This window comes from Pedobacter ghigonis (genome assembly GCF_903166585.1).
GTDB lineage: Bacteria > Bacteroidota > Bacteroidia > Sphingobacteriales > Sphingobacteriaceae > Pedobacter > Pedobacter ghigonis.
Genome location: NZ_CAESCM010000007.1, coordinates 68,267 through 92,418 on the forward strand (window position 1 = coordinate 68,267; position 24,152 = coordinate 92,418).

The 24,152-nt window shown below is 41.2% G+C and carries 16 protein-coding genes; 10 read left to right on the plus strand and 6 right to left on the minus strand.

Annotated elements, in window-relative coordinates; translation table 11 throughout:
• The first annotated feature begins 425 nt into the window (after window positions 1–425).
• A complete protein-coding gene (gene topA / locus HWV58_RS11855; protein WP_175634303.1) occupies window positions 426–2,987 on the plus strand; it encodes a type I DNA topoisomerase in 2,562 nt (853 codons plus the stop codon).
• A 104-nt stretch (window positions 2,988–3,091) separates the two neighbouring features.
• Window positions 3,092–3,496, plus strand: a complete 405-nt coding sequence (locus tag HWV58_RS11860; protein ID WP_175634304.1) for a hypothetical protein — start codon at window positions 3,092–3,094, stop codon at window positions 3,494–3,496.
• 167 nt (window positions 3,497–3,663) lie between these two features.
• On the opposite strand, the gene HWV58_RS11865 is transcribed toward HWV58_RS11860, so the two are convergent.
• Window positions 3,664–4,089: a nuclear transport factor 2 family protein gene (locus HWV58_RS11865; protein ID WP_175634305.1), complete on the minus strand. Its 426-nt coding sequence runs from the start codon at window positions 4,087–4,089 to the stop codon at window positions 3,664–3,666.
• Between the two features lie 136 nt (window positions 4,090–4,225).
• Here HWV58_RS11865 and HWV58_RS11870 point away from each other — a divergent pair, with 136 nt between their 5' ends.
• From HWV58_RS11870 to pbpC, 3 genes are all read left to right on the plus strand, one after another.
• The gene (locus HWV58_RS11870) at window positions 4,226–9,817 is read left to right on the plus strand and encodes an alpha-2-macroglobulin family protein (RefSeq protein ID WP_175634306.1); all 5,592 of its coding nucleotides are present in this window, start codon (window positions 4,226–4,228) and stop codon (window positions 9,815–9,817) included.
• A gap of 97 nt (window positions 9,818–9,914) precedes the next feature.
• The gene (locus HWV58_RS11875; protein WP_217706986.1) at window positions 9,915–10,463 is read left to right on the plus strand and encodes a transposase; all 549 of its coding nucleotides are present in this window, start codon (window positions 9,915–9,917) and stop codon (window positions 10,461–10,463) included.
• A gap of 216 nt (window positions 10,464–10,679) precedes the next feature.
• On the plus strand, window positions 10,680–13,052 hold the full coding sequence (pbpC, locus tag HWV58_RS11880; RefSeq protein WP_175634307.1) for a penicillin-binding protein 1C: 2,373 nt from the start codon (window positions 10,680–10,682) through the stop codon (window positions 13,050–13,052).
• 8 nt (window positions 13,053–13,060) lie between these two features.
• Here the strand turns inward: pbpC and HWV58_RS11885 are convergent, their stop codons facing one another.
• Window positions 13,061–13,753, minus strand: a complete 693-nt coding sequence (locus tag HWV58_RS11885; protein WP_175634308.1) for a lysoplasmalogenase — start codon at window positions 13,751–13,753, stop codon at window positions 13,061–13,063.
• Complete coding sequence (locus tag HWV58_RS11890; protein WP_175634309.1) at window positions 13,743–14,960, minus strand: sterol desaturase family protein; 1,218 nt, start codon at window positions 14,958–14,960, stop codon at window positions 13,743–13,745. The genes HWV58_RS11885 and HWV58_RS11890 overlap by 11 nt, the downstream gene beginning before the upstream one ends.
• Window positions 14,961–15,159: 199 nt before the next feature.
• On the opposite strand from HWV58_RS11890, the gene HWV58_RS11895 reads away from it, so the two are divergent.
• Window positions 15,160–15,510 (plus strand): single stranded DNA-binding domain-containing protein, encoded by a 351-nt coding sequence (locus tag HWV58_RS11895; RefSeq protein WP_175634310.1) that lies wholly within the window; start codon window positions 15,160–15,162, stop codon window positions 15,508–15,510.
• A gap of 643 nt (window positions 15,511–16,153) precedes the next feature.
• Window positions 16,154–16,792, plus strand: a complete 639-nt coding sequence (locus tag HWV58_RS11900) for a phosphatase PAP2 family protein (protein WP_175634311.1) — start codon at window positions 16,154–16,156, stop codon at window positions 16,790–16,792.
• On the opposite strand, the gene HWV58_RS11905 is transcribed toward HWV58_RS11900, so the two are convergent.
• Window positions 16,789–17,412, minus strand: a complete 624-nt coding sequence (locus HWV58_RS11905) for a Crp/Fnr family transcriptional regulator (RefSeq protein WP_175634312.1) — start codon at window positions 17,410–17,412, stop codon at window positions 16,789–16,791. The two genes, HWV58_RS11900 and HWV58_RS11905, sit on opposite strands and share 4 nt — an antisense overlap.
• A gap of 212 nt (window positions 17,413–17,624) precedes the next feature.
• Between HWV58_RS11905 and HWV58_RS11910 the strand changes: the two genes are divergently transcribed.
• Entirely contained in the window at window positions 17,625–18,290 is a 666-nt protein-coding gene (locus HWV58_RS11910) for an HAD family hydrolase (RefSeq protein WP_175634313.1), read from the plus strand.
• A 128-nt stretch (window positions 18,291–18,418) separates the two neighbouring features.
• Here the strand turns inward: HWV58_RS11910 and HWV58_RS11915 are convergent, their stop codons facing one another.
• Window positions 18,419–19,591, minus strand: coding sequence for an aldose epimerase family protein (locus HWV58_RS11915; protein ID WP_175634314.1), 1,173 nt, complete (start codon window positions 19,589–19,591; stop codon window positions 18,419–18,421).
• 256 nt (window positions 19,592–19,847) lie between these two features.
• On the opposite strand from HWV58_RS11915, the gene HWV58_RS11920 reads away from it, so the two are divergent.
• The gene (locus HWV58_RS11920; RefSeq protein WP_235972720.1) at window positions 19,848–21,872 is read left to right on the plus strand and encodes a beta-L-arabinofuranosidase domain-containing protein; all 2,025 of its coding nucleotides are present in this window, start codon (window positions 19,848–19,850) and stop codon (window positions 21,870–21,872) included.
• A gap of 65 nt (window positions 21,873–21,937) precedes the next feature.
• Entirely contained in the window at window positions 21,938–22,927 is a 990-nt protein-coding gene (gene mgrA / locus HWV58_RS11925; RefSeq protein WP_175634315.1) for an L-glyceraldehyde 3-phosphate reductase, read from the plus strand.
• Window positions 22,928–22,974: 47 nt separating this feature from the next.
• On the opposite strand, the gene HWV58_RS11930 is transcribed toward mgrA, so the two are convergent.
• Window positions 22,975–24,120 (minus strand): PAS domain-containing sensor histidine kinase, encoded by a 1,146-nt coding sequence (locus HWV58_RS11930; RefSeq protein ID WP_175634316.1) that lies wholly within the window; start codon window positions 24,118–24,120, stop codon window positions 22,975–22,977.
• Window positions 24,121–24,152: the final 32 nt, after the last annotated feature.

Consider the following 24,152-nt stretch of genomic DNA (forward strand, 5'->3'; position numbering starts at 1 on the left):
AGCTACAAATAGTTTCGACCCGGGTAAAGTTCGTGTAAAATGTAAGATGGATGGCTAAAAAGAGTAATCGTTCACCCATAAACAGGATATTTTGAAAAGGAAAGCCAGCAACATTTCGGCGGCAACAGCCCCGCTTTCCCTCCTGCTCCGATAGAAAAATCGGGAGCATCCGTCTAATCGGGTTTATAAACCAGGGAGATTGCAAAAAACATCGGTCCGGTGTTTCATCTCCATAAGCAGCTAAAGCAATCCAAGCGCCCCGGTTATTGCTTTCTAAAAAAGGGATTAAAACCACTCGTTTATAGCCGTTTTTTCAAAAAAATGACCACGATCACTAAAAAAAACAGCAAAAAATTTGTATTAAATTTTAATCAGGTTTTGATTTATGCTTTAATTATAGCTTTATTTGCACAAAAACGTATTTCATGGCAAAAAATTTACTAATCGTCGAGTCACCCGCAAAAGCTAAAACTATTGAAGGCTATTTAGGCAAAGATTTCCTGGTGAAGTCTAGCTATGGCCATATCCGTGATTTAGTGAAGGGCGATATGGCAATTGATATTAAAAATAATTTTGCCCAAACCTACGAGGTACCCGCCGATAAGAAGAATGTGGTTGCCGAATTGAAAAAGCTTGCCAAGGATGCCGAAATGGTATGGCTAGCATCAGATGAGGACCGCGAGGGAGAAGCCATTTCGTGGCACTTATTCGAAACTTTAGGCCTTAAAGTAGAAAAAACCAAGCGTATCGTTTTTCATGAAATCACCAAACCTGCCATTTTAAAAGCCATCGATAGTCCGCGCGGCATCGATTATAATCTGGTAAATGCCCAACAAGCCCGTCGTGTTTTAGATCGCCTGGTTGGTTTTGAGCTTTCGCCGGTATTATGGAAAAAGGTAAAGCCATCTTTGTCAGCAGGCCGTGTTCAATCTGTTGCCGTACGTTTAATTGTAGATAGAGAAAGAGAAGTTTTAAACTTTAATGCTGCTGCAGCCTATAAAATAACTGCCCAGTTTACTACAGGCAAAGGAAGAGAACTGGTTAAAGCCGAATTGCCACAACGTTTCGAAAGCGAAGCTGATGCTGAAAAATACCTTCAGGATTGTGCCAATGCAACCTTCGCCATTAGCAGTTTGGAAACCAAACCGGCGAAACGTAATCCGGCAGCACCTTTTACCACTTCAACCCTACAACAGGAAGCTTCACGAAAATTAGGTTTTTCGGTGGCCAGAACCATGCAGGTTGCCCAAAGATTATACGAAGCGGGTAAGATTACTTACATGAGAACTGACTCGGTAAACTTGTCAGAAACCGCTATAAATGCTGCAGCAGCCGAAATAAAATCGGCCTATGGCGAAAAATATCACCAACCAAGGGTTTATAAAACCAAATCGGCCGGTGCACAGGAAGCTCACGAAGCCATCCGTCCAACTTATTTCGACAGACATACTGTTGATGGCGACATTTCCGAGAAACGTTTATACGATTTGATCTGGAAACGTTCAATCGCCTCACAAATGAGCGAGGCCTTATTTGAGAAAACCACCGCACAGATTACCGCTTCAACCCGTAAAGAGCATTTAGTTGCCGAGGGTGAGGTATTGAAATTTGACGGTTTCTTAAAAGTTTATCTCGAATCAACCGATGATGAAGAGGGCGAAGAAAAAGAAGGCGGAGCTATTTTACCTCCTTTAGCTAAAGGACAGGAATTATTTTTAAGAGAAATGCAGGCTACAGAACGTTACTCACGTCCGCCAGCAAGATATACAGAGGCCAGTCTGGTTAAAAAATTAGAAGAACTGGGTATTGGCCGTCCGTCTACCTACGCACCTACCATTTCTACGGTTCAAAACCGTGGTTATGTGGTAAAAGAAGACCGCGATGGTAAACAACGTAAGTTTACAGCCATTACTTTAGCCAATGGCGAAGTTAAAAAAGAAACCAAATCAGAAATTACCGGAGCGGAAAAGTCTAAACTCTTCCCTACCGATATTGGTGAGGTGGTAAACGATTTCCTGGTAGCACATTTTAAAGGAATTGTTGATTTTAATTTCACGGCCAAAGTAGAAAAAGAGTTCGATGAGATTGCACAGGGCTTGCAAGAGTGGACTAAAATGCTCCATTCTTTCTACAACCCTTTCCATACTGAAGTAGAAACAACGCTGGAAACGGCTGAACGCGCCACTGGCGAACGTTTATTGGGCGTTGATCCGGCTACTGGTAAAAACGTTTATACCAAAGTGGGCAAATTTGGTCCGCTGGTTCAAATTGGCGAGCTTGATGAGGAAGAAAAACCGCGTTATGCAAGCTTAATGCGCAACCAATCGGTAGCCACCATTGCATTAGCAGATGCTTTAGAATTGTTTAAATTACCATTCCAGTTGCCTGATTTTGAGGGTAAGGAAGTCGTAATTGGTGTTGGCCGCTTCGGACCTTATGTAAAGTGGGGCGAAAGTTTCATTTCATTGCCTAAAAACGAGGAGCCGCTGTCGGTTACTTACGAAAGGGCTGTTGAAATTATCCGTCAGAAAATGGATGATGATGCACCTATCGCCTATTACGAAGGTTTAGGTGTAACCAAAGGAAAGGGGCGCTTTGGTCCTTTTATTAAATGGAACGATTTATTTATCAATATCCCGGCTAAAGGTTACGATTTCGACAATCTTACACAAGCCGATATTGAAACCTTAATTGGTAAAAAAGTAGAAAAAGAGGCGAACAGGTACATTAAAACCTGGGATGCTGAAAAAATATCGATCGAAAATGGCCGTTGGGGACCGTTTATCCGTTTTGGCAAACTGATGCTGAAACTGAGAAACAACGAGGCTACCAAACAAAAATATACACCAGAAGAGCTGGCTGATATTGATTTGGAAGTAGTTAAAAAGATGATTGTAGAACAAGTGCCAAATGCCTTCGAAACGAAGAAAAAAGCACCTGCAAAGAAAAAGGCTCCCGCTAAAAAAGCTGTAGCTAAGAAGAAATAAGTTTTAGATGAAAGGATTTTTGGATGATAGGATAAGTAATACTATCATTCAAAATTCTATAATTATACAATTAACCGATTAACCAGCTTAAACAGTTAACCCACTTGAAAGCAGACTTACCAGAAAATACAGTTGAAGATATTGCCATGGCCGTTGTGCTGATGAGCGAAACACCAGAGGTAAAAAACTGGACCGTTTACCTTGTTAACTTAAAAAACGAGGCCATTACTAACGTATTAATCAGCTCGAAAGGTTATGGTGAAAAGGATGGAAAACAGGTTAAAACTTCTGTTTTAAGGCATTTTATTGGCGATATGGATGCACAATCTTTTTCCGGCGTAGAAGCAATTGATCCTGAAGTTTTTGGCTTAACCAACGAATACTGGCTTAGCTATTATATCGATGGCACTATTTACGACAAGAAATTCATTTTCCTACCCGAAAGTATTATCGATTCTAATTTGATTAAAATCCCGCTGGTAAATCGGCCTGGGGTGATGATTAAATAAGTTGGGAGTTTGGGGTGGTGAGTTTGGAGTTTCCAGGCATGTAGCTAATGCTACATCTAAAACTGAAAACTCCAAACTAAGTTTAGAATCTTCGCAATATCACTATTTCTGCATCCAGAACTGAAAACTCCAAACTCCAAACTCCAAGCTCCCAACTCCGAACTAAACTAAGGTACCTTAACCGCTTGTCTGCCAAGCAACTTCCACCCTGCCTTTTCTTTGCTCCAAATCAGCAGGATATACAATTTCACATTTCCCGGTACATTTTTATCATTGGTTTTCGCGCTTAAAGTGTGACGAACCAGGGCCGTTTTATTTTGAAGGATAACCGTTTGGTCGGTTAAATTAATATCGACAAAATCAGATTCGCCCGAAAGCAACGAGTGCAGAAATTCCTGCTTGGTCTGGATTTTTCCACTCGAGTGTCCGTAACTTAAATTGGTTAAAATTAACTTATCCAGGGCCGAACTATCCGGTGTAACCATCAGCTTAGTTAATTTCGTTACAGCTGCTTCCACTTCAGTTTTTTGTGCGAAAGAAAAATGTACAGTACCTAAAAGTAAAGCAGATAAAACAAATATTTTCTTGATCATAAGGGATTATTTTGGTTAACAGCTGTAAACTTATCCAATTGAATGGAAAGGAACAAGTTAGCCGGGGCTAATTTTCCACATTATGCTATTTAACGTGAATTTTAGTTATTTTTCATTCAAATTACCTAAAGCACCTATGGAAAATCCATCTAGTTACCGATCATCAACAAAGAAAAAAATTATCTTCGGCGGCTTGCTCCTTGTTTCAATTGCCGCTATTCTTTTTGTGTATTTTAACAAGAAGAAAAAAACTAACGAAGAAAACCAGGCTTATGCCAAATACATTGAGGCCTATACCTCGGGCACGATCTCCAAAAAAAGTTTTATCCGTGTGCACCTGGCCAATGCAGCAACGGGTATGCAGGATCTGGGCAAAGCCGATTCGCGCGATCTGTTCGATTTCTCGCCCTCAATTTCTGGAAAAGCCTATTGGATTGACCCGCAAACCATAGAATTCAGGCCTGACGAAAACCTTAAACCAGGCAAAAACTACGAAGCCACCTTTAAACTATCCGAAGTTTCGGCAACGGAAAAGGGCTTCGAAGATTTCGACTTTGAGTTTAAAGTAATCACGCCGGGGATTATGCTCACGCAAAACGGCTTGGTTTCGCAAAACAATACCGCACTCGATTACATGAAATTAACTGGTGAAGTGGCTACAGCCGATGTAGAAGAAACCAGTAAGATAGAAAAAACGATAGAACTGGATTTCGACCAGAAATTAAAGGTGAAATGGCAGCATGATCCCGCTAAAAACACCTCAAAATTTACGATCGACAGCATTAAAAAAACCGGCAGCGACCAGACTTTAAAAATAGACTGGGATGGTGATGCTATTGATGCAGAGCAAAAAGGCAGCGAAGAAATCAGGGTTCCGGCGCTGAACAAGTTTGAAGTTCTTGACATTAAAGCCATTCAAGGGGAAGAAGATTATGCCCTGGTACAGTTTTCTGAGCCCATTGGCGTTGGTCAAGATCTAACCGGTATGATCTCACTTGGTAATTTAAGCGATTTACGCTACACCATTGATGCCAGTCAGGTTAAAGTTTACGCTGCTGAAGAACTGAAAGGCAATTATGCGTTGAATGCAAACGCCGGTATCGAAAACATCAATGGCAAAAAACTGGCAACCGGTAAAATGGCCAATCTGGTTTTCGAAGATAAGCTACCTGCGGTAACCATTGCAGGCGGTGGATCTATTTTACCTAATTCGGGCAAACTGGTTTTACCTTTCGAAGCCATTAACCTGAAAGCAGTAGATGTAACTGTTATTAAGATTTACGAAAATAATATCCCGCAATTCTTCCAGACGAACAGCTATAAAGATGGCAACGAACTGCGCAGGGTGGCCAAGCCTATTTTGCAAAAAACAGTACGTTTAGATGAGGATAAAGCGCTCAATCTGCACAAAAAGAACCGTTTTACACTCGATCTGGATAAAATGATCCGCACCGAGCCTGGGGCCATGTATCGCGTTACCATTGCTTTCAGGCAGGAATACAATGCATACAACTGCAAAGCTGGCGAAGAAAAGGCCGATGAGGGTGAAGATGGAGCCGAATATGGAGATTATGAAGGCTATGGCGAAAAAATTGATGAAGACGACGATTTCTGGCAACGCTATAACAACTATTACCCATCAAACTACAGGTGGAACGATAAGGACAATCCTTGTACCCCGTCATTTTACACCAACCAGCGCTGGGCGAGCAGGAATTTAATTGCTTCGAACATTGGTTTGGTTGCCAAACGAGGCAACGACAATTCGATGCTGGTGGTAGCTACCGATTTATTAACGGCCAAACCATTAAGCGGCGTAAACCTGGAATTGATGGATTACCAGAAACAGATCATCTTCACCACCAAAACCGATGGAGATGGATTAGCCAGGTTTGATTTAAAACGCCAGCCGTTTTTACTGATTGCCAAAAATGGTTCAGAACGTGGTTATTTAAAACTCGATGATGGTAGTTCCCTACCGCTAAGCCGCTTCGATGTTGGTGGCGATGTAGTGCAAAGTGGGTTAAAAGGCTTTATTTATGGCGAACGTGGCGTTTGGCGGCCGGGCGATAGTCTGTTTGTTTCCTTTGTTTTAGAAGATAAGCTAAAGAAACTGCCGGCCAACTACCCCGTAACCATGGAATTTTACAACCCGAAAGGTCAATTGTATAAACGGCTGATTAATGGTAAACCGCTCAACGGCTTCTATACTTTTAAAACGGCAACCGATAATACCGCGCCTACTGGTAATTGGATGGCGAAAGTAAAAGCAGGTGGAGCAACCTTTACGAAAACGCTCAAAATTGAGACGGTAATGCCTAACCGCCTTAAAATTGATTTCAATGTAGGTAACCGCCCCTATTTAACTGCCGGTACCTCTGCTGCTACCCTCTCGGCCAAGTGGCTTTTCGGCGCTGTTGCCCAAAACCTGAAAGCCAAAGTCGACGTTAACTTAAACACTACCGAAACTAAATTTAAAGGCTTTGAGGACTTTAGCTTCGATAACCCTACAGTTAATTTCGAATCGCAGGTTAAAACGATATTCGAAGGCACCTTAAATCAAAATGGTTTGGCACAGGTTAACACTAACCTAAACGAAAATAACACCGCACCAGGCGTACTCAGGGCTAACTTTACCACAAAAGTTTTCGAACCCGGAGGCAATTTCAGTATCGATAACTTCAGTATTCCCTACCATGTGTATAGCAGCTATCTGGGTGTTCGTCCGCCAAAAGGCGACCGCTTAAGCGGCATGCTGGTTACCGGGCAGGATCATAAAATAGAAATTGTAAATGTAAATACCGATGGCAAATTGCTAAGCGGCAACAAAACTGTTCAGGTAGAATTGTATAAAACGCAATGGCGCTGGTGGTGGGAACAAGACGATCAGTACACTTATGCCAACTTTACCCAAAACCAGTACAACAAACTGGTAGAAAGTCATCAGGTTAACCTTACCAACGGCAAAGGAAGCTGGAATTTACGGGTTAATGAGCCCGAATGGGGCCGCTATCTGATTTTGGTACGCGATATCAATGGTGGCCATGTTACCGGTAAATCTGTTTATATTGATTGGCCGGGCTGGGCACAACGCGAGCAGGGAAGCAACCCAACCGAAGCCTCTATGCTTTCTTTCACCGCCAACAAAGAGAAATTTACAGTGGGTGAAGATATTACACTCACCATCCCTACCGGAAAAGATGGAAGGGCGTTGATTTCAATTGAAAATGGTAGCCGAGTGCTTAAAACCTTCTGGGTAGATACCAAAGCCGGACAAACCCAGTTCAAATTTAAAGCAGAGAAAGAAATGGCACCAAATGTTTTCGCTAACATTACGCTCCTGCAGCCGCATGCCCAAACGGTAAACGACTTGCCAATTCGCATGTATGGAGCCATTCCGCTTTCGGTTGAAGATCCGCAAACCATTTTAAAGCCAACCATTAAAATGGCAGATAAAATTAAGCCGGAGACTGAAAATACCATTACTGTAGGTGAGCAAAACGGTAAAGCCATGACTTATACCATTGCTTTGGTAGATGAAGGTTTGCTCGATCTTACCCGTTTCAAAACACCCGATCCGCACAGCGCCTTTTATGCCCGCGAAGGTTTAGGCGTTAAAACCTGGGATTTATTTGACTATGTTTTAGGAGCCTGGGGAGGAAATTTAGAACGGATTTTAAGCATAGGTGGTGATGGAAGCATCAATAAAAACCTCAACCCGGCCAAAGCAAACCGTTTTAAAGCCGTAGTTAAATTTATGGGACCATTTACCATTGGCAAAGGCGAAAACAAATCCCATAAATTTAAATTGCCACAATATATCGGCTCGGTAAGGGCGATGGGAGTAGCTGGTCAGGATGCCGCTTATGGGTTTGCCGAGAAAGCTGTTCAGGTTAAAAAACCTTTAATGGTGTTGGCCACTTTACCCCGGGTAATTGGCCCTGGTGAAACTTTTACACTTCCGGTAACTGTTTTTGCTACCGAAGCTAACCTCAAAAATGTTTCGGTACAGTTGCAGGCCAGTAACTTAATTGTGCAGGGAACCAATAAGCAGCAGCTCTATTACAAGCAAACGGGCGAACAGATGGCTTACTTTGAAGTTAAAGCGCCGAATACTGTGGGCATTGCGAAAGTAAAGGTTATTGCAACGAGTGCCGGCGAACGTACCGATTACGATGTGGAAATGGATATCAGAAATCCGAATCCTTATGTAACCAATGTGGTATCGGCAACGGTTCAACCGCACACCAAATGGGCGGTAAACTACCAGCCAATCGGAATGACCGGAACCAATTCCGGCGCACTAGAAGTGTCATCGATCCCTGCCATTAGCCTCAGCAAACGGTTAAGCTACCTCATTCAATATCCTCACGGCTGTATTGAGCAAACTACTTCAGGCATTTTCCCGCAATTGTATCTCGATAGGTTGACTGCGCTTAATGAACAGCAAAAGGCCTCCACAGAGAAAAACATTAAAGCAGGCATTAACAGGCTTAAAGGTTTTCAGACTACCGAAGGTGGCCTCTCATACTGGCCTGGCGAAGGCAGTGCCGACGAATGGGGAAGTAACTATGCAGGTCACTTCCTGGTTGAGGCACAAAACGCAGGTTACACGCTTCCGGTTGGCCTGCTCGAAGACCTTTTACGCTACCAAAAATCAAAAGCAGCAAACTGGGCACCTAACAGTAATAATTTTTACGGTGGCGATTTATCGCAGGCTTATCGTTTATATATGCTTGCCCTGGCTAAAAAACCTGAAATGGCAGCTATGAACCGATTAAAAGCTTTTGAATATTTATCGGTAGCTGCCAAATGGCGTTTGGCTGCAGCTTATAAACTGGCCGGGCAAAACGAGGTGGCACAAAACATGATCCGCGGATTAGATACCTCCGTGCAGGCCTATAAACAACTGGGCGGCACCTATGGCTCAGATATCCGCGATCAGGCGATGATTTTAGAAACCCTTACCCTACTTGGCCAAAAAGCTAAAGCAGCAAGCCTGCTACAGCCTTTAGCGGCAAAATTAGGCGAGAATACCTGGTACAGTACCCAAACCACCGCATATAGCTTATTGGCCATTGCCAAATTCTGTGGTACAAACCAGTCGTCGAGCAAATTGCAGTACCAATATGTATTAGATGGAAAATCAGCCCCCGTTAACAGCAACCAGTACATAAACAGTACGCCGGTAAACTTTAAAGGCAGCACAGCCTCAGTTACCAATAATGGTAATAATGTACTGTTTGTTCGTTTAGTTTTAGCGGGCCAGCCTATTGCCGGCCGGAACAACTTCCTGCCTAACCGACCTGATGTTTTGGATATGAATGTAACCTACAAACGCTTAAACGGAACGGTGATCGATCCAACCACGATAAAACAGGGAACTGATTTTTATGCCGAAGTTACTGTTAAAAATCCTGGTAAAATGGGCTTATACGAGCAAATGGCTTTAACGCAGATTTTCCCTTCGGGTTGGGAGATTATCAATACCCGCGTAAACGATAACCAGAGTATGCTGGCCTCCTCTCCTTTTAATTATCAGGATATCCGCGACGACCGCGTTTTCACTTATTTCAATGTGAGAGAAGGCGAAAGTCTGGTTTATAAGGTATTACTAAACGCCTCTTATCTGGGTAAATATTACCTGTCGGCCGTGCAGTGCGAAGCCATGTACAACAATGATATTTCGGCGACTCAGCCGGGCAAATGGGTGCAGGTGGTGAAGTAGAAAATCATAGTGGTTCGTGATGACACGAACCACTTCTTACTTTGAACCCTCGGTTCGTGTCACCACGAACCGAAATTTAAATAATTAACCAAATGCTATGGACAAATTATTCGAACAGAAAAGAAAAAGCCATATTGAAATTGGTCAAATTTACTTTTGGACAGCAACCATAAACAATTGGCAAAAACTGTTACTAACTACTGAATTTAAACATGTAATATTAAATTCATTTGATTATCTAAGCTGGCTAAACAAGATTGATATTTTTGCTTTTGTAATTATGCCTAACCATATCCATACAATTTGGCGAACAAAAGAATTAAATGGAAAAGAAACAGCACAGGGTTCTTTTCTAAAATATACAGCCCATGAATTTAAAAAATTATTAGATCCGAGCCAGTTATTGAATTATTATGTTAGCGCCGTTAATAAGAATTATGAATTTTGGAAGAGAGATTCGCTGGCAATACATTTATATACACCTGAAGTGGCTTATCAAAAACTCGACTATTTGCATAATAATCCTTGCACGGAGTTTTGGCAGCTAGCAAACGAACCCGAAGATTACGAATACTCCTCAGCTTCCTTTTACGAAAAAGATGAAATACGGTATTCTTTTTTGAAGGATTTAAGATTGGAGTTTTAACAACTAGCGTATGGTTCGTGAAGACACGAACCACGGCGACAGGTAAAATAATAAACCGTATGGTTAGCGGTGACACAAACCATGGCAACAGGTAAAAATAATAAATCGTATGGTTCGTGGTGACACGAACCATCGCGACGGTAAAAATGACAAACTATCAGCCTCGGTTCGTGTCACCACGAATCGACGAATGGTGATAAACCACATAAAACCCAAATGAACAAAATACCAAAAGCATTCCTGATTTCCGATTTCGTATGTGCAGCGCTGCTTTTGGTATTTCTCTTTGCTTTACCATCAAAACTTTTTAAATCTCCAACCTCATTTGTTATCGAAGCCAGCAACGGCAATTTACTAAGCGCAGCTATAGCCAGCGACGGACAATGGCGTTTCCCAGTTGCCGATTCGGTACCGGTAAAATTTAAAGATTGCATTATTGCTTTTGAAGATAAGCGCTTTTATCATCACATTGGAGTCGACTTTTTGGCCATGAGCAGGGCCATGAAACAAAATCTGAAAGCTAAAAGTGTGGTGAGTGGCGGCAGTACGCTCAGCATGCAGGTGATCCGCCTTTCGCGTAAGCAAGATCGGACCCTTTGGCAAAAGCTGCTGGAAGTGATTCTGGCCATACGACTGGAAATTAAATATAACAAAGACGAAATTATCGGATTGTATGCGGCCAATGCGCCCTTTGGCAGTAACGTAGTAGGCTTGGAAGCTGCCAGCTGGCGTTATTATGGTCGCGATGCCAAAACCCTTTCCTGGGGCGAAATGGCCACGCTTGCAGTGTTGCCCAATAGCCCTTCACTGGTGCATCCCGGTAAAAATTCAGGTAAACTGATCAAGAAAAGAAACGATTTATTAGACAAACTGGTTAGGTTAAAATATATTGATCAAACTACGGCTAATTTATCCAAACTCGAACCTGTTCCGGGTAAACCTTTACCCCTGCCACAAAACGCACCACATTTATTAAATCGCTTTAAGGCAGAAAGGAAAAGCCTGGAGGTTAGCTCAAGCCGCATTACATCTACACTTGATGAAAACATCCAGATAAAAGTAAATGCCATTTTAAAGCGCTACAACAACCGGTACCGGGCTAACGACATTAACAATATTTCGGCCTTAATTTTAAATATCAAAACCCGCGAGGTGGTAAGTTATGCAGGTAATATTTATCAACCCGAAAATACTGATCTGCAGAGTCATGTAGATATGATTAAAGCTTTACGCAGCCCCGGAAGTACGCTAAAACCATTGCTTTATGCCAGTATGATGAATGATGGTTTTATACTGCCACATACGCTAGTTGCGGATATCCCCACACAAATTGCAGGTTATTCGCCGCAAAACTACGATTTGGGCTATGATGGTGCCATTGCTGCAGATAAAGCACTCAGCCGCTCGCTCAACATTCCGGCAGTTAAAATGTTGCAGCAGTACAAATATGAAAGATTTTACGATAAGCTCAGGAAAATAGGCATTAGTACCCTCAACCAACCTGCCGATCATTACGGTTTATCGCTTATTCTGGGGGGAAGCGAAGTAACCATGTGGGATCTCGCAAATACCTACATGGGCATGGCGCGTACATTGAACCATTTTAACACCTATAAAGGTTTGTATAATCCGAACGATTATCGTCAGGCAAGCTATGTCAAAAATAGCCACAAAGACGAAACAGACTATCAACGCAATTCCTTTTTAGATCATGCTTCGATATGGGCTACTTTTAATGCTATGGAAGAAGTAATGCGTCCCGGCGACGAGGGTTTATGGGAACAATTCTCCTCATCGCAACGCATCGCCTGGAAAACCGGAACTAGTTTTGGCTTCCGCGATGCCTGGGCTGTGGGCTTAACCCCCAATTATGTGGTATGTGTTTGGGTTGGCAATGCCGATGGCGAAGGCAGGCCTGGCCTGGTGGGCATCGAGGCTGCTGCTCCGGTTTTGTTCGATATTTTCAGGCTCTTACCCAACGGAAAGTGGTTTGAAACACCTGCAACCAAATTGAAAAAACTTAAAGTATGCAAACAAAGCGGCTACAAAGCAGGCGAATATTGCGAAAACGTTGTGGAAGAGCTGGTACCGGTTGCTGGTGAAAAAACAGCTGTTTGTCCCTTTCATAAATTAATCCATTTAGATAAAACCGGTGCTTACCGGGTTACCGATTTATGCGAGAGTGTAGCTAACATGCAGCACAAAAGCTGGTTTATATTGCCACCAGCAATGGAATATTACTACAAAATTAAAAACAGCGATTATAAAACCTTACCTCCTTTTAAAAGCGGCTGCGATATTTCGGGTGGCAACAGTGTGATGGAACTTATTTACCCAAAGAACAATGCTACCGTTTATATCCCTTTAGAACTGGATGGAACAAGGGGGAAAATTGTTGTTAATGCTGCGCACAGAAACCCGCACTCGAGGATATACTGGCACATTGACAATGAATATGTAGCTACAACAACAAATTTCCATCAGCTGGCCATTAGTCCGCCACCGGGAAAGCATACGCTAACCCTTGTCGATGAAAACGGAGAAAGGCTGGTTCAGGTTTTTACCGTTTTAGATAAGGAAAAGAAATAAGTGCTTATTTATACCTCTGTTCTGGTTACCACCAATTGCCGTGAAATGGTTCCGTAAACGATTAAATACTGGGCAATCATATAAGTAGCCATAATCAATACGCCAGCTTGCGGAATGGGTTGCGAGAATTTATTTACGGCCAGTACGCTATCCGATAATAAAAAGAAAAGTGCTCCATATAAAATCAGCTTAAAACTGAAAATGTTAACCTTCCCGTAGCGGTTCACCGCCATAATAGCCATTACACAAATGATAATGGCATACATCAAAACCGGGAACTGCATAACCCCTAATTTAGGCTGCAGATAAAAAAACAAACCCGAACAGAATATGGCAAATACGCCTACCACCCATAAAAAATAAGGAGTTCTGTGCTTTGGATTAGATTTATGATCTAAAATAAAAGCCCTGATATAAAATATGTGGCAAACCAGAAAGGCAGCCAAACCGTAGATAAAGAAAAGCGTTCTGCCGGCTTGCAGCATCAGCAATACATCGCCTGCTAAAGCAAAAATTAATCCTGTAAATATGCGTTTGTGGAACCTTCCTCTTAAATCTGTACTGCTATAAAGCCAAACCATCAGGGTAATGGTAATTAAAGGCTTGGAAAAATTAAGCAGTGTCATATTGCCAGATGTTTCTGCAAACAGCTGAACAATATAAACAAGTGCAAAAATGAAAGAGAATAGTTTAGTTTTCATCTGTGATGGGATTTTCCTTTTGCAAATTAAAGAACCAAATTACGGATATTAACTGAATGGCCACAAAAATTACCTGATATCCGACCGGAAATTTTAAAAACAGAACCAACAACGCGCCAAGTATCAACCTGAAATATTCGAACTTTACCAACCACTGCTTCTGCTCCAATAGTGCTCCACAGGTAATTAATGTAAATATGGTAAATACCGAACCTGATATTAGTGCCACAGTTTCCATCTTATGGTACGAAAATAAGATTGCCGATCCAGCGGCCAAAGCCACTATAAACTGAACTAAAACATAGCCGGTAAGCTTTGATTGATATACCGGATCATACTTGCTATACCTGGCTACATCTATTTCCGGTGCATGCTGAAAACCACCCAAATGATCAGGAAACCAACCCGGTGGTTTAAGAAACACTTTAATTTTATCGGCTATTTTTGGCGATTTCCTGGCTGTTTTAACCAGGTCATCCCAATAATGCAGGTTTGCCCAAACAGGGTTCCAGCTAGCCAGGGGCTTGGTAATGCCATAATAAACTTCTTCCTCTTCTTTCTGAAAAGTACCAAACAGCCTATCCCAGATAATTAAAGTACCCGCATGGTTTTTGTCGATGTATTTAGGATTAGAACCATGGTGTACACGGTGATGCGAGGGCGTATTGATAATATATTCTAAAAAGCCCATGTTTTTAATGGCCCGGGTGTGGATCCAGAACTGATATAAAGTATTAAAAGAACTCAGCGTCAGAAACATAATCGGATCGAAACCAATAAAGGCAAGAGGCAGATAAAATACCCAGCTAAACCATCCCTGAAACCAGCTCTGGCGCAGGGCTACCGTTAAATTATACTCCTCCGACTGGTGATGCACAATATGTGCCGCCCATAGTGCATTTACCTCATGGCTCATCCTGTGAAACCAATAATAAAAAAAATCGACACCGATAAATAAGAGTATCCATACCCATATGGTTTTAGGCATTTCGAAAAAGCGCCAGTGCTCAAAAATATACTTGTAACCAAAAAACAACGCCGTTTTCATAAATATTCCGGTAAGTTGCTGCCCTATCCCCTGACTCAAATTGGCAATACTATCGTTTAGCCGATAATAGTTTAATTTTTTATAAAAATTATAGGCAAGCTCTATACCAATAAGGATAAAAAAAACGGGTACAGACAATGCAATGTAGTCTACTTTCATGAGGAGGAAAAAGATATAATTTGGTTAGTTTTTTTACACTACAATTTAGCGAATATTCGTGTTAAGATAAAATCTAGTTTGTGTAATATTTATGCTTTTTTGGCTATATGTATTGTGCAGACCAAAATTCATCCTACCTTTGATATACTCGGTCTATTTTTAAACCGGCTACTTTAAGTTCACCAATCATCCCCGCATCATGAAAAAACTAGCTCTGCTCTTATTGCTAATTGCTCCGGCATTTTATGCAAAAAGTCAAACTTTGGTTCTTGCCAAAGATGCGGCACAGTATATTGGAAAAAATGTAACCATCTGCGATTCGGTTTACAGCGCAAAGGCATTAGATAAGTTAACGCTGATTAATTTAGGTGGCGCTTATCCTAAAGAACTGCTTACAGTAGTCATTAATAAAGAAGATCAGGCCAAGTTCCCCTCTGAGCCTTCAAGCATGTTTATGGGTAATAAAATTTGCGTTACCGGAATTGTATCTGAATTTAAAGGGAAAAAGCAAATTGTGGTTACCGATCCAAAACAGATTGTTGTTAAGTAAAAAAGCATAAATCAGCAATATAGGCTGCCTGTTTATAACTTCACTTGGCCAGCTGTATATAGCTACAACAAGTCTTCTTATTCCAACAACTAAAAAAGCATTATAACCTAAGCAGGTTTCAGCTTAGTTTGCTGCATCATGCCCAGGCTACATCATTTTAGCCATTGTGGATGTACTTTTAAAACCTTATGGGGATCAGAAAAAAGATATTTTTGAATCAACCAAGCTGCCTCCTGAATTAAAGGAGGATAGCTTCGGTTGGAGCGTTAATACAAAGCGTATAATTTGTAAATAAATTGTCGTTGAGGTTGCCTTTTCAGTCGGCAGGAATAAATCCTGCCAACCTCATAAGCATAGATATCCTTATTATCTAGGTCGAAGATTGCAATTCATTTTAACTTTTCAAAGCAGGTTACACATAAAGGCATATTTCCTTGATGAATCGTTTTAATTCCGTGATGAACTTAATGTTTAGGCGTAAAAAACATTGTTTAAATATGATTCGGAGCACATTATTTTTCTCTCATAATAGTGAGAAAAATGCGCGTTTTCATCCTATTTACCGATAGAACAAGCATTAAATGTCTAATATTTTTACCGCTATTCGCATAAAATTTCTAGTTTTGATTTTTCCCATCAGCCTATGTCTACTCTTTTAAAACGAAACACCTTAATCTTTATACTCATTGCCCTGATTGCAGCTTTTAGCTTCCTTAGTTTCTTTGTAGCGCAACACCCGGTTTGGGATTTTGATATCAAAACCTCATTACTAATTCAGACATTTCAGGCAAACTGGTTAGATAAACTGATGCTGGCCATTAGCTTTTTTGGAGAACTGCCTTACTCACTGCTTTCTGTAGTTATTGTAGCGGCTATATTCTATTGGAAAAAATACAAGCGTGAAGGATTATATATGGCCTCTGTCCTACTTTCGGGACTGATTATTTTGGGTATTAAAAACATCATCAACCGGCCAAGGCCAACAACATTTTATGTACGCCTTGTAGAAGTAAACAGATTTCAGAGTTATCCGAGCGGGCATGTACTTTCTTACACCCTCTTTTTCGGTTTCCTGATCATTTTAATGAATACTTTAAGAGGCATTCCGAAAGCAACACGCATCACTTTCACTTACCTGTCGGCATTTTTAATCATTACCATTGCCCCATCCCGGATTTATCTGGGTGCACATTGGTTTACCGATACCGTTGGTGGATTTTTATTAGGCTTAATCTGCTTGTTTCCGCTATGCTATTATTATTTCAGAAATAAAGCAGCTTAAATTCCGGTCGATGCTTCAATTTTTGCTTTTTTTCTGATCCTACTCAGGGTTTCGATCCGCATGCCCAGATAGCTCGCCAAAAATTTTAGCGGAACCCTAGATTTAATGGTTGGATGGCCTATTTGAAATTGTTTGTAACGCGCTTCAGCTGAGGGAATTCGCGACAGGATTGAGCGCTCTTGCGACATGTGATATTGTATCGCCAGTAATTTTCGGGCCAGAACATTCGCCTCCTGAAACTGGGTATACATATCATCAATAATGCGATAAGGTAATACCAGTAGCTCCGAATCTTCCAAAGCCTGATATTGCTCTTCGAAAGTAGGTTTAAAAGTACCCGGATTTCTGATATTGCCAATAAAATCATTTTCATCAGTTAACCAGGTAGTAATATCCTTTCCATCATCCACTACAAAAGCCCTTACCAGCCCTTTAACAACGAAAAACAAACATCCTTCGGTAACCAGTTCTGCAAAGCACGACAACACATTATTCTTCCGCACAGAAATTTTGAATGTTTCCTTTCTTGCGCCCTCAATCAATTCAGCACTAAGCGGCTGCAGCTCGCTTAAGAACTGAATAAGCGGATCGCTTTCGTGACTAGCAGTAGTCATAATCATTTATTCGGATTTTTAATAGTATGCAATGTATTGCATGCCGTCCGCATTTCCAAATACCAAAACGTATCAAATAGCAAAAAAATTACAATGGAGGTCATTTTTATTTTTTAACCATTAAGGTCAGTTACCACCATTGTTTCCGATTTGTTAATTTTCTGCTTCGTGGCTGCATTTTAACATAATGCTAAAAAAAATCTGATATTTTTGCCACCATGACGAATCACAAACCCAAAGCTTTTCTTTTCGATCTTAACGGAACGATGATTGACGACATGGCCTTTCATAATCATGCCTGGCATAATATTTTAACGCAGGATTTAGGTGCAAAAATTAGCTTCGAAGCTGTTAAAAAACAAATGTACGGCAAGAACCAGGATTTGTTGGAACGCGTTTTTGGGACAGGTCATTTTTCTCAGGAACAGATTGATCAAATATCGATAGAAAAAGAATATCGCTATCAGGCCGCTTATAAAAAGCATTTAACGCTGATTGCCGGACTAGGAGATTTCCTCAATCAGGCGGAGTCTGCCGGTATTCAAATGGCTATTGGTTCGGCGGCTATTCCGTTCAACATTAATTTTGTGTTGGATAATTTAAAAATCCGCCAATATTTTAAAGCCATTGTAAGCGCAGAAGATGTGGTTAACAGCAAACCCGATCCAGAAACCTTTACCAAAGGTGCCGAAATTTTAGGCGTTAATGCAGATGAATGTGTGGTATTTGAAGATGCCCCAAAAGGTGTTGAAGCGGCGTTTAATGCAGGCATGCCTTGCGTAGTACTAACCACCATGCATACCCGGGAAGAATTTGGCAATTACCCGAACATTATTGCTTTTGTAAAAGATTATACCGACCCCGCATTACAGCAGCTTTTTTAAATCTGGCGCATTTAAACATTACTATGAATGATTGCTCAGGTGTTGCGAGTTATAGATAATCCAATAAAAAAAATGCTCGTCATTCCGATAGCTATCGGAATGACGAGCACAATTGTATGCTGCGTCAACTATTTACTGAATTTATAAATAGAGCTTGTTTTATAAAGCTGCCCCGGCTTTAATACCGTTGAAGGGAATGCCGGTTGATTTGGAGAATCGGGAAAATGCTGTGTTTCCAAAGCAATTGCCGTTCTAAAATCGTCTTTTGCACCCGTTTTAAAAGTATTTTTGCTTTGCATAAAATTACCGCTGTAAAACTGCAAACCTGGCTCCTGCGTATAAATATCCATTACCACACCAGATTTATCGCCCTTAACTGTAGCTGCATGGTACATGCCTAAGCCTTTGGTTTTATTCAGCACATAATTATGGTCGTAACCTTTACCAAAAGTTAACTGTTCGTTTTTATCATTGATACGGGCACCAATGGTAGTTGCTTTGGTAAAATCGAAAGGTGTGCCAGCTACCTTTTCCAGCTTTCCGGTCGGGATCAGTGTCGAATCTACCGGCGTGTACTCATCAGCATAAATTTGTACTTCGTGGTTTAAAATTTCACCGCTTCCATCACCATTCAGGTTAAAAAAGGCATGGTTGGTTAAGTTTACCACTGTAGTTTTATCGGTTTTAGCCTCGTAATCCATTTTAAGCTCATTATCGTCTGTTAATGTATAAGTTACTTTAACATCTAAATTGCCCGGAAAATTTTCATCGCCATCTTTTGATAAATAGTGCAGTACCAAGGTATTGGCATTGGGTTGTTCTGCATCCCAAACCACATACTGGTAACCTTTTTTACCGCCATGAAGCGTATTTTGGCCATTATTGGTAAATAACGAATAGGTTTTACCTTCTAAAGTAAATTTCCCCTTCGCAATGCGGTTTCCGTACCTGCCGATGGTTGCCCCAAAATAAGGTTCAGTTGATTTTTCATAATCGCTCACACTTTTAAATCCCACCACTACATCAACCAGTTTACCATCTTTACCAGGTACCAGTAAACTAATTAACCTACCGCCGTAATTGGTAAAAACGGCTTCCGCATTGTTTTTGTTCTTTAAGGTATACAAGGCTGTTTGTTTACCATCAATTTCTTTTTTAAACGAATCGGCAACTAGTTTAACAACTCCAGCCGAATCCTTTTTTAAACTATCAGCAGATGAAGCATTTTTGGTTCCAGATTGGCAGGAAACAATTCCCATTGCAGCAACAACTGCCAGGCCCGTTAATGATTTTAATTTCATAGAAATGAATATTTGGTTTAGCGTTTCAATTAAGTTTTTAAATATAGGTATATCACTTAATTTTACAAATAAAACGATTTAGAACAATTCAAAACAATATATTGCAGTCTATTTTAGGCGAACCATCATCAATGAGACGATATGTAGAATTGGTGATAACAAAATGTATAAATCAGTTACTTTTTTTGAACCACTGGGGTAAATATTGAAATTACCACACAAAAAAGAACGATAATTTTTCTAACCAAAAACACAAATGATGATTAAAAACTTACTAAACATTGCCTTGCTCTGCTTAACTACAGTAAGCTCTGCACAAAACCCAAACGGGCAATCAACCGCACCTTTACAAAAGCCTGCATTACGTAAAAATCCTTACCTCGAATTGCCACTTGGAGCCATTAAAGCCGAAGGTTGGCTAAAAGAAATGTTGGTACGGCAAAAGACCGGCTCAACCGGAAATCTCGACAAACTCTACCCTTCGGTTATGGGACAGCGCAATGGCTGGTTAGGGGGCGATGGCGACCAATGGGAACGTGGCCCCTACTGGGTTGATGGCTTACTGCCATTGGCTTATATTTTGCAAGACAAGGAATTAATTGCCAAAACCAAACCATGGGTAGAATGGGCCATAAAAAGCCAGCAGCCCGACGGTTATTTTGGCCCCATTAAAGATTATAGCAACGAGCCCGGCCTGCAACGTGACAATAGCCGCGATTGGTGGCCAAAAATGGTGATGCTTAAAATTTTAAAACAATACTACACTGCAACCAATGATAAACGGGTGATTACGCTGATGACGAATTATTTTAAGTATCAGCTGAAAGAGTTGCCATCTAAACCGCTCGACCATTGGTCGTTCTGGGCCAGATACCGCGCCGGCGATAATTTAGCCGTGGTTTATTGGTTGTATAATAAAACCAACGACCAGTTTTTACTAGAACTGGCCGACCTGATCCACCGCCAGACCTTCGATTTTGCCAATGCCTTTGCCGAAGGACAAATGCTTACCCGATTTGGCAGTGTACACGCTGTAAATTTGGCTCAGGGCATGAAAGAGCCTTTGGTTTATTATCAGCAACATCCTGAGCAAAAATATTTAGATGCACTGAAAAAGGGTTTTAAAGACCTCGATAAATACAATGGCTTTGCCAATGGCATGTTTGGCGGCGACGAATCGCTGCACGGCAATAACCCCACACAGGGTTCAGAACTATGCACTGCGGTAGAAATGATGTTTACTTTAGAAACTGCCTTAGAAATTACCGGTGATGTAGATTATGCTGACCGTTTAGAAAAAATTGCCTTTAATGCCCTGCCTGCCCAGGCATCAGATGATTATATGACCAGGCAATATTTTCAGCAAGCCAACCAGGTAATGATCAGCAGGCAAATGCATAATTTCGATGTTAACCACCATGGTACCGATTTATGTTATGGTTTGCTTTCTGGCTACCCTTGCTGTACTTCTAATATGCACCAGGGCTGGCCTAAGTTTACGCAGAACCTCTGGTATGCTACGGCTGATAAAGGTGTGGCGGCTTTAGTGTATTCGCCTAGTGAAGTAAAACTAAAGGTAGCAGATGATAAAGAGATAATCATCAAAGAGGAAACCAATTATCCTTTCGAGGAAGCAATCAAATTTACTTTAACCTTTGCTAAAAAGTCAAAAGCCATTAACTTCCCGTTTCATTTAAGAATACCGGCCTGGTGTAAAGAAGCTACAGTGAAAGTAAATGGCACCACAGTAGAAACTTCAAAAGGCAATGCAATTGTTAAAATTAACCGCGACTGGCAATCGGGCGATGTAGTTGAATTACAATTACCAATGCACATTTTTAAAAACACCTGGTTCGAAAATTCTGTTTCTGTAGAACGAGGTCCAATAACATACGCCTTAAAGATGGGCGAAGCTGTAAAACCGGTTAAAAATACCATCGATCCGATCGATAACGGTGATGCTTTCGATGAAATTCACCCCACTACACCATGGAACTTTGGACTTTTTGATGTCCCGAACAATAAGCTGGAAGAAAAATTCACAGTAGAAAAAGCAGCCCCAGTAAGTAATTACCCCTGGAACCTCGAAAATGCGCCTATCCAGATTAAAACAATGGCCAAACGCATCCCTTCATGGAAATTATACAATGAAATGGCAGGCCCTGTTCCATATAGTATTACCTACCAGCTGGAAACAGCCAAAGAAGCAGAAGAAATTATCCTGGTTCCCTACGGATCGACACGGTTGCGCATTGCACAATTTCCATTGGTGGGCAGATAATCTTTCGCATGATGAAGTAAAATCCGTTAAAACTGATTAATATTGCGACCAATCAAATCCCAGTTATGAATCAACACATTTCAACCGATCGTTACGATAAAATGTTATATCGCCGTTGCGGAAACAGCGGCATTAAATTACCTGCAATTTCGTTGGGTTTATGGCATAATTTCGGACATGTAAACGTTTTTGAAAATAGCAAAAACCTGATATATACAGCCTTTAATAACGGCATTACCCATTTCGACCTGGCCAACAATTATGGTCCGCCTCCAGGCTCGGCCGAAGAAGTTTTTGGCAAAATACTGCATGAGGATTTTAAAGGTTATCGCGACGAGATGATTATTTCGAGCAAAGCCGGTTACACCATGTGGGATGGCCCTTATGGCGATTGGGGTTCGAAAAAATACCTGGTTTCGAGTTTAGATCAGAGCTTAAAAAGGATGAAACTGGATTATGTTGATATTTTTTATCACCACCGCCCGGATCCGGAAACACCGCTCGAAGAAACAATGGCTGCTTTAAGCCTTTTGGTGCAACAAGGAAAAGCCCTTTATGTAGGTATTTCGAACTATCAGGCAGAAGAAGCGGCAGAAGCCATCAAAATTTTAAGAAAAAATGGTACACCATGCCTAATCCACCAGCCCAAATACTCGATGTTTGAACGTTGGGTAGAAGGTGGCCTGCTCGATGTTTTAGAAAGCAATGGTGTGGGTTGCATTCCTTTTTCTCCATTGGCACAAGGCCTGCTTACTGATAAATACCTGCACGGCATTCCCACAGATTCGCGTGTGGCAACAAGTGGTATTTTCTTAAAAGAGAGCAATATTACGCCCGAGAAATTAGCAGTAATTAGTAAACTAAATGAAGTAGCGCAATCGCGCGGACAGAAACTTGCACACATGGCCTTATCGTGGATTCTGAAAGACAAAAGAATTACTACTGTACTAATAGGTGCCAGTAAACCAGAGCAAATAACCGATTCAATTAAAGCTTTGGATAATATTGAATTTAGTGATGCAGAAATAAAGCTGATTGATGAAATATTAAAATAACCTTTAAGTAGCCCTCTAGCCAAACAATGGTTGGAGGGCTTATTAAATTACCTGGCCAAAGGAAGCGTAAAATAAAAAGTAGACCCCTTCCCGTATGTGCTTTCTACCCATATTTTTCCTTTATGGCGGTGTATAATTTCTGCACTCAGGTACAAGCCAATGCCGAAACCAGAAATTGTTTTGGTTTGTGTGCTTTCTACCCGGTAAAAGCGCTCGAAAAGTTTTTCCAGATCATTTTCCTTGATACCAATACCGTTATCGGTCACGCTCACCTGTATCTTGTCGCCCACAATTGCAGATCGCACCACAATAGTACTCCCATGATCCGAATACTTTATCGCATTGCTAATCAGGTTTGAAACCACAGAAGTTAACTTCTCTTTATCAGCATGCGTTATTTTAGCACCGTCAGGAGTGAAATCGATAAAATTAGTGGAATAAATGAATCTTGCATCCCCCACCACATCCGTTATCACCTGCTCAAGGTCGAAATCTGTTTTGTGCAAATGAATTTCTCCCGATTCAAGCCGGGCAACATTCAAAAAAGAGTTGATCATGGTGCTCATTTTCCTTACCTGGAGCTGCACTTTATCTAAAGTATTAACCATAAACTGATCGGAGGAGCTTTTCGATTGCATCAACTGGATATAGGCATTAATTGAAGTTAAAGGCGTTTTCAGTTCATGACTCACCATACTGATAAAATCGTGTTTCTGCTGCTCTTCTTTGATATTGATTAAAACCTGTTCCTGGTCCAGGGCATCGCGCTGCAATTGTGTTTCTTTAATGGCTTGCCTGGCTTTCACCATATCCGTAACATCGCTTGCCGTGTGGATGATGCAATATGGCAGGCCCGATTCATCCTTAATGGCCCGGTATTCGTAAGCATAGTAAGCTGTTTGCAATTTCCCGTCTCGCATGGTTTCTGCCGGAACGGCATCTCCGCTATCGGTTATCCCTGTTAGTAAAACATTCTTTAGCATATTGATAAAGGGCTGGCCTTTCAGTTCAGGAACTGCTTCCTGCAAAGGCTTGCCAATAATAGAGCGGTCTTTGCCCCAAAAAGCAATCATGGCATCGTTGGCCATCTCTATTACAATATCTTCAGAGGTGTAAATAGCCGTAGCATCTTTAGATAACGAAAGAATTTCTAAAAGCTGGGTACTATTTAAAACTCTCGAATGTGCGCTCATGGTTAAAGATTATTTCATTGTTGATTAGTATT

What these genes read in the sequence shown, in the direction of transcription:
- HWV58_RS11875 (WP_217706986.1), top strand. Translation starts at nt 9,915, where the DNA reads ATGGACAAATTATTCGAACAGAAAAGAAAAAGCCATATTGAAATTGGT.
- HWV58_RS11895 (WP_175634310.1), top strand. Translation starts at nt 15,160, where the DNA reads ATGAAAAAACTAGCTCTGCTCTTATTGCTAATTGCTCCGGCATTTTAT.
- HWV58_RS11905 (WP_175634312.1), bottom strand. Translation starts at nt 17,412, where the DNA reads ATGATTATGACTACTGCTAGTCACGAAAGCGATCCGCTTATTCAGTTC.
- pbpC (WP_175634307.1), top strand. Translation starts at nt 10,680, where the DNA reads ATGAACAAAATACCAAAAGCATTCCTGATTTCCGATTTCGTATGTGCA.
- HWV58_RS11920 (WP_235972720.1), top strand. Translation starts at nt 19,848, where the DNA reads ATGATGATTAAAAACTTACTAAACATTGCCTTGCTCTGCTTAACTACA.
- topA (WP_175634303.1), top strand. Translation starts at nt 426, where the DNA reads ATGGCAAAAAATTTACTAATCGTCGAGTCACCCGCAAAAGCTAAAACT.
- HWV58_RS11890 (WP_175634309.1), bottom strand. Translation starts at nt 14,960, where the DNA reads ATGAAAGTAGACTACATTGCATTGTCTGTACCCGTTTTTTTTATCCTT.
- HWV58_RS11915 (WP_175634314.1), bottom strand. Translation starts at nt 19,591, where the DNA reads ATGAAATTAAAATCATTAACGGGCCTGGCAGTTGTTGCTGCAATGGGA.
- HWV58_RS11930 (WP_175634316.1), bottom strand. Translation starts at nt 24,120, where the DNA reads ATGAGCGCACATTCGAGAGTTTTAAATAGTACCCAGCTTTTAGAAATT.
- HWV58_RS11865 (WP_175634305.1), bottom strand. Translation starts at nt 4,089, where the DNA reads ATGATCAAGAAAATATTTGTTTTATCTGCTTTACTTTTAGGTACTGTA.
- HWV58_RS11885 (WP_175634308.1), bottom strand. Translation starts at nt 13,753, where the DNA reads ATGAAAACTAAACTATTCTCTTTCATTTTTGCACTTGTTTATATTGTT.
- mgrA (WP_175634315.1), top strand. Translation starts at nt 21,938, where the DNA reads ATGAATCAACACATTTCAACCGATCGTTACGATAAAATGTTATATCGC.
- HWV58_RS11870 (WP_175634306.1), top strand. Translation starts at nt 4,226, where the DNA reads ATGGAAAATCCATCTAGTTACCGATCATCAACAAAGAAAAAAATTATC.
- HWV58_RS11900 (WP_175634311.1), top strand. Translation starts at nt 16,154, where the DNA reads ATGTCTACTCTTTTAAAACGAAACACCTTAATCTTTATACTCATTGCC.
- HWV58_RS11910 (WP_175634313.1), top strand. Translation starts at nt 17,625, where the DNA reads ATGACGAATCACAAACCCAAAGCTTTTCTTTTCGATCTTAACGGAACG.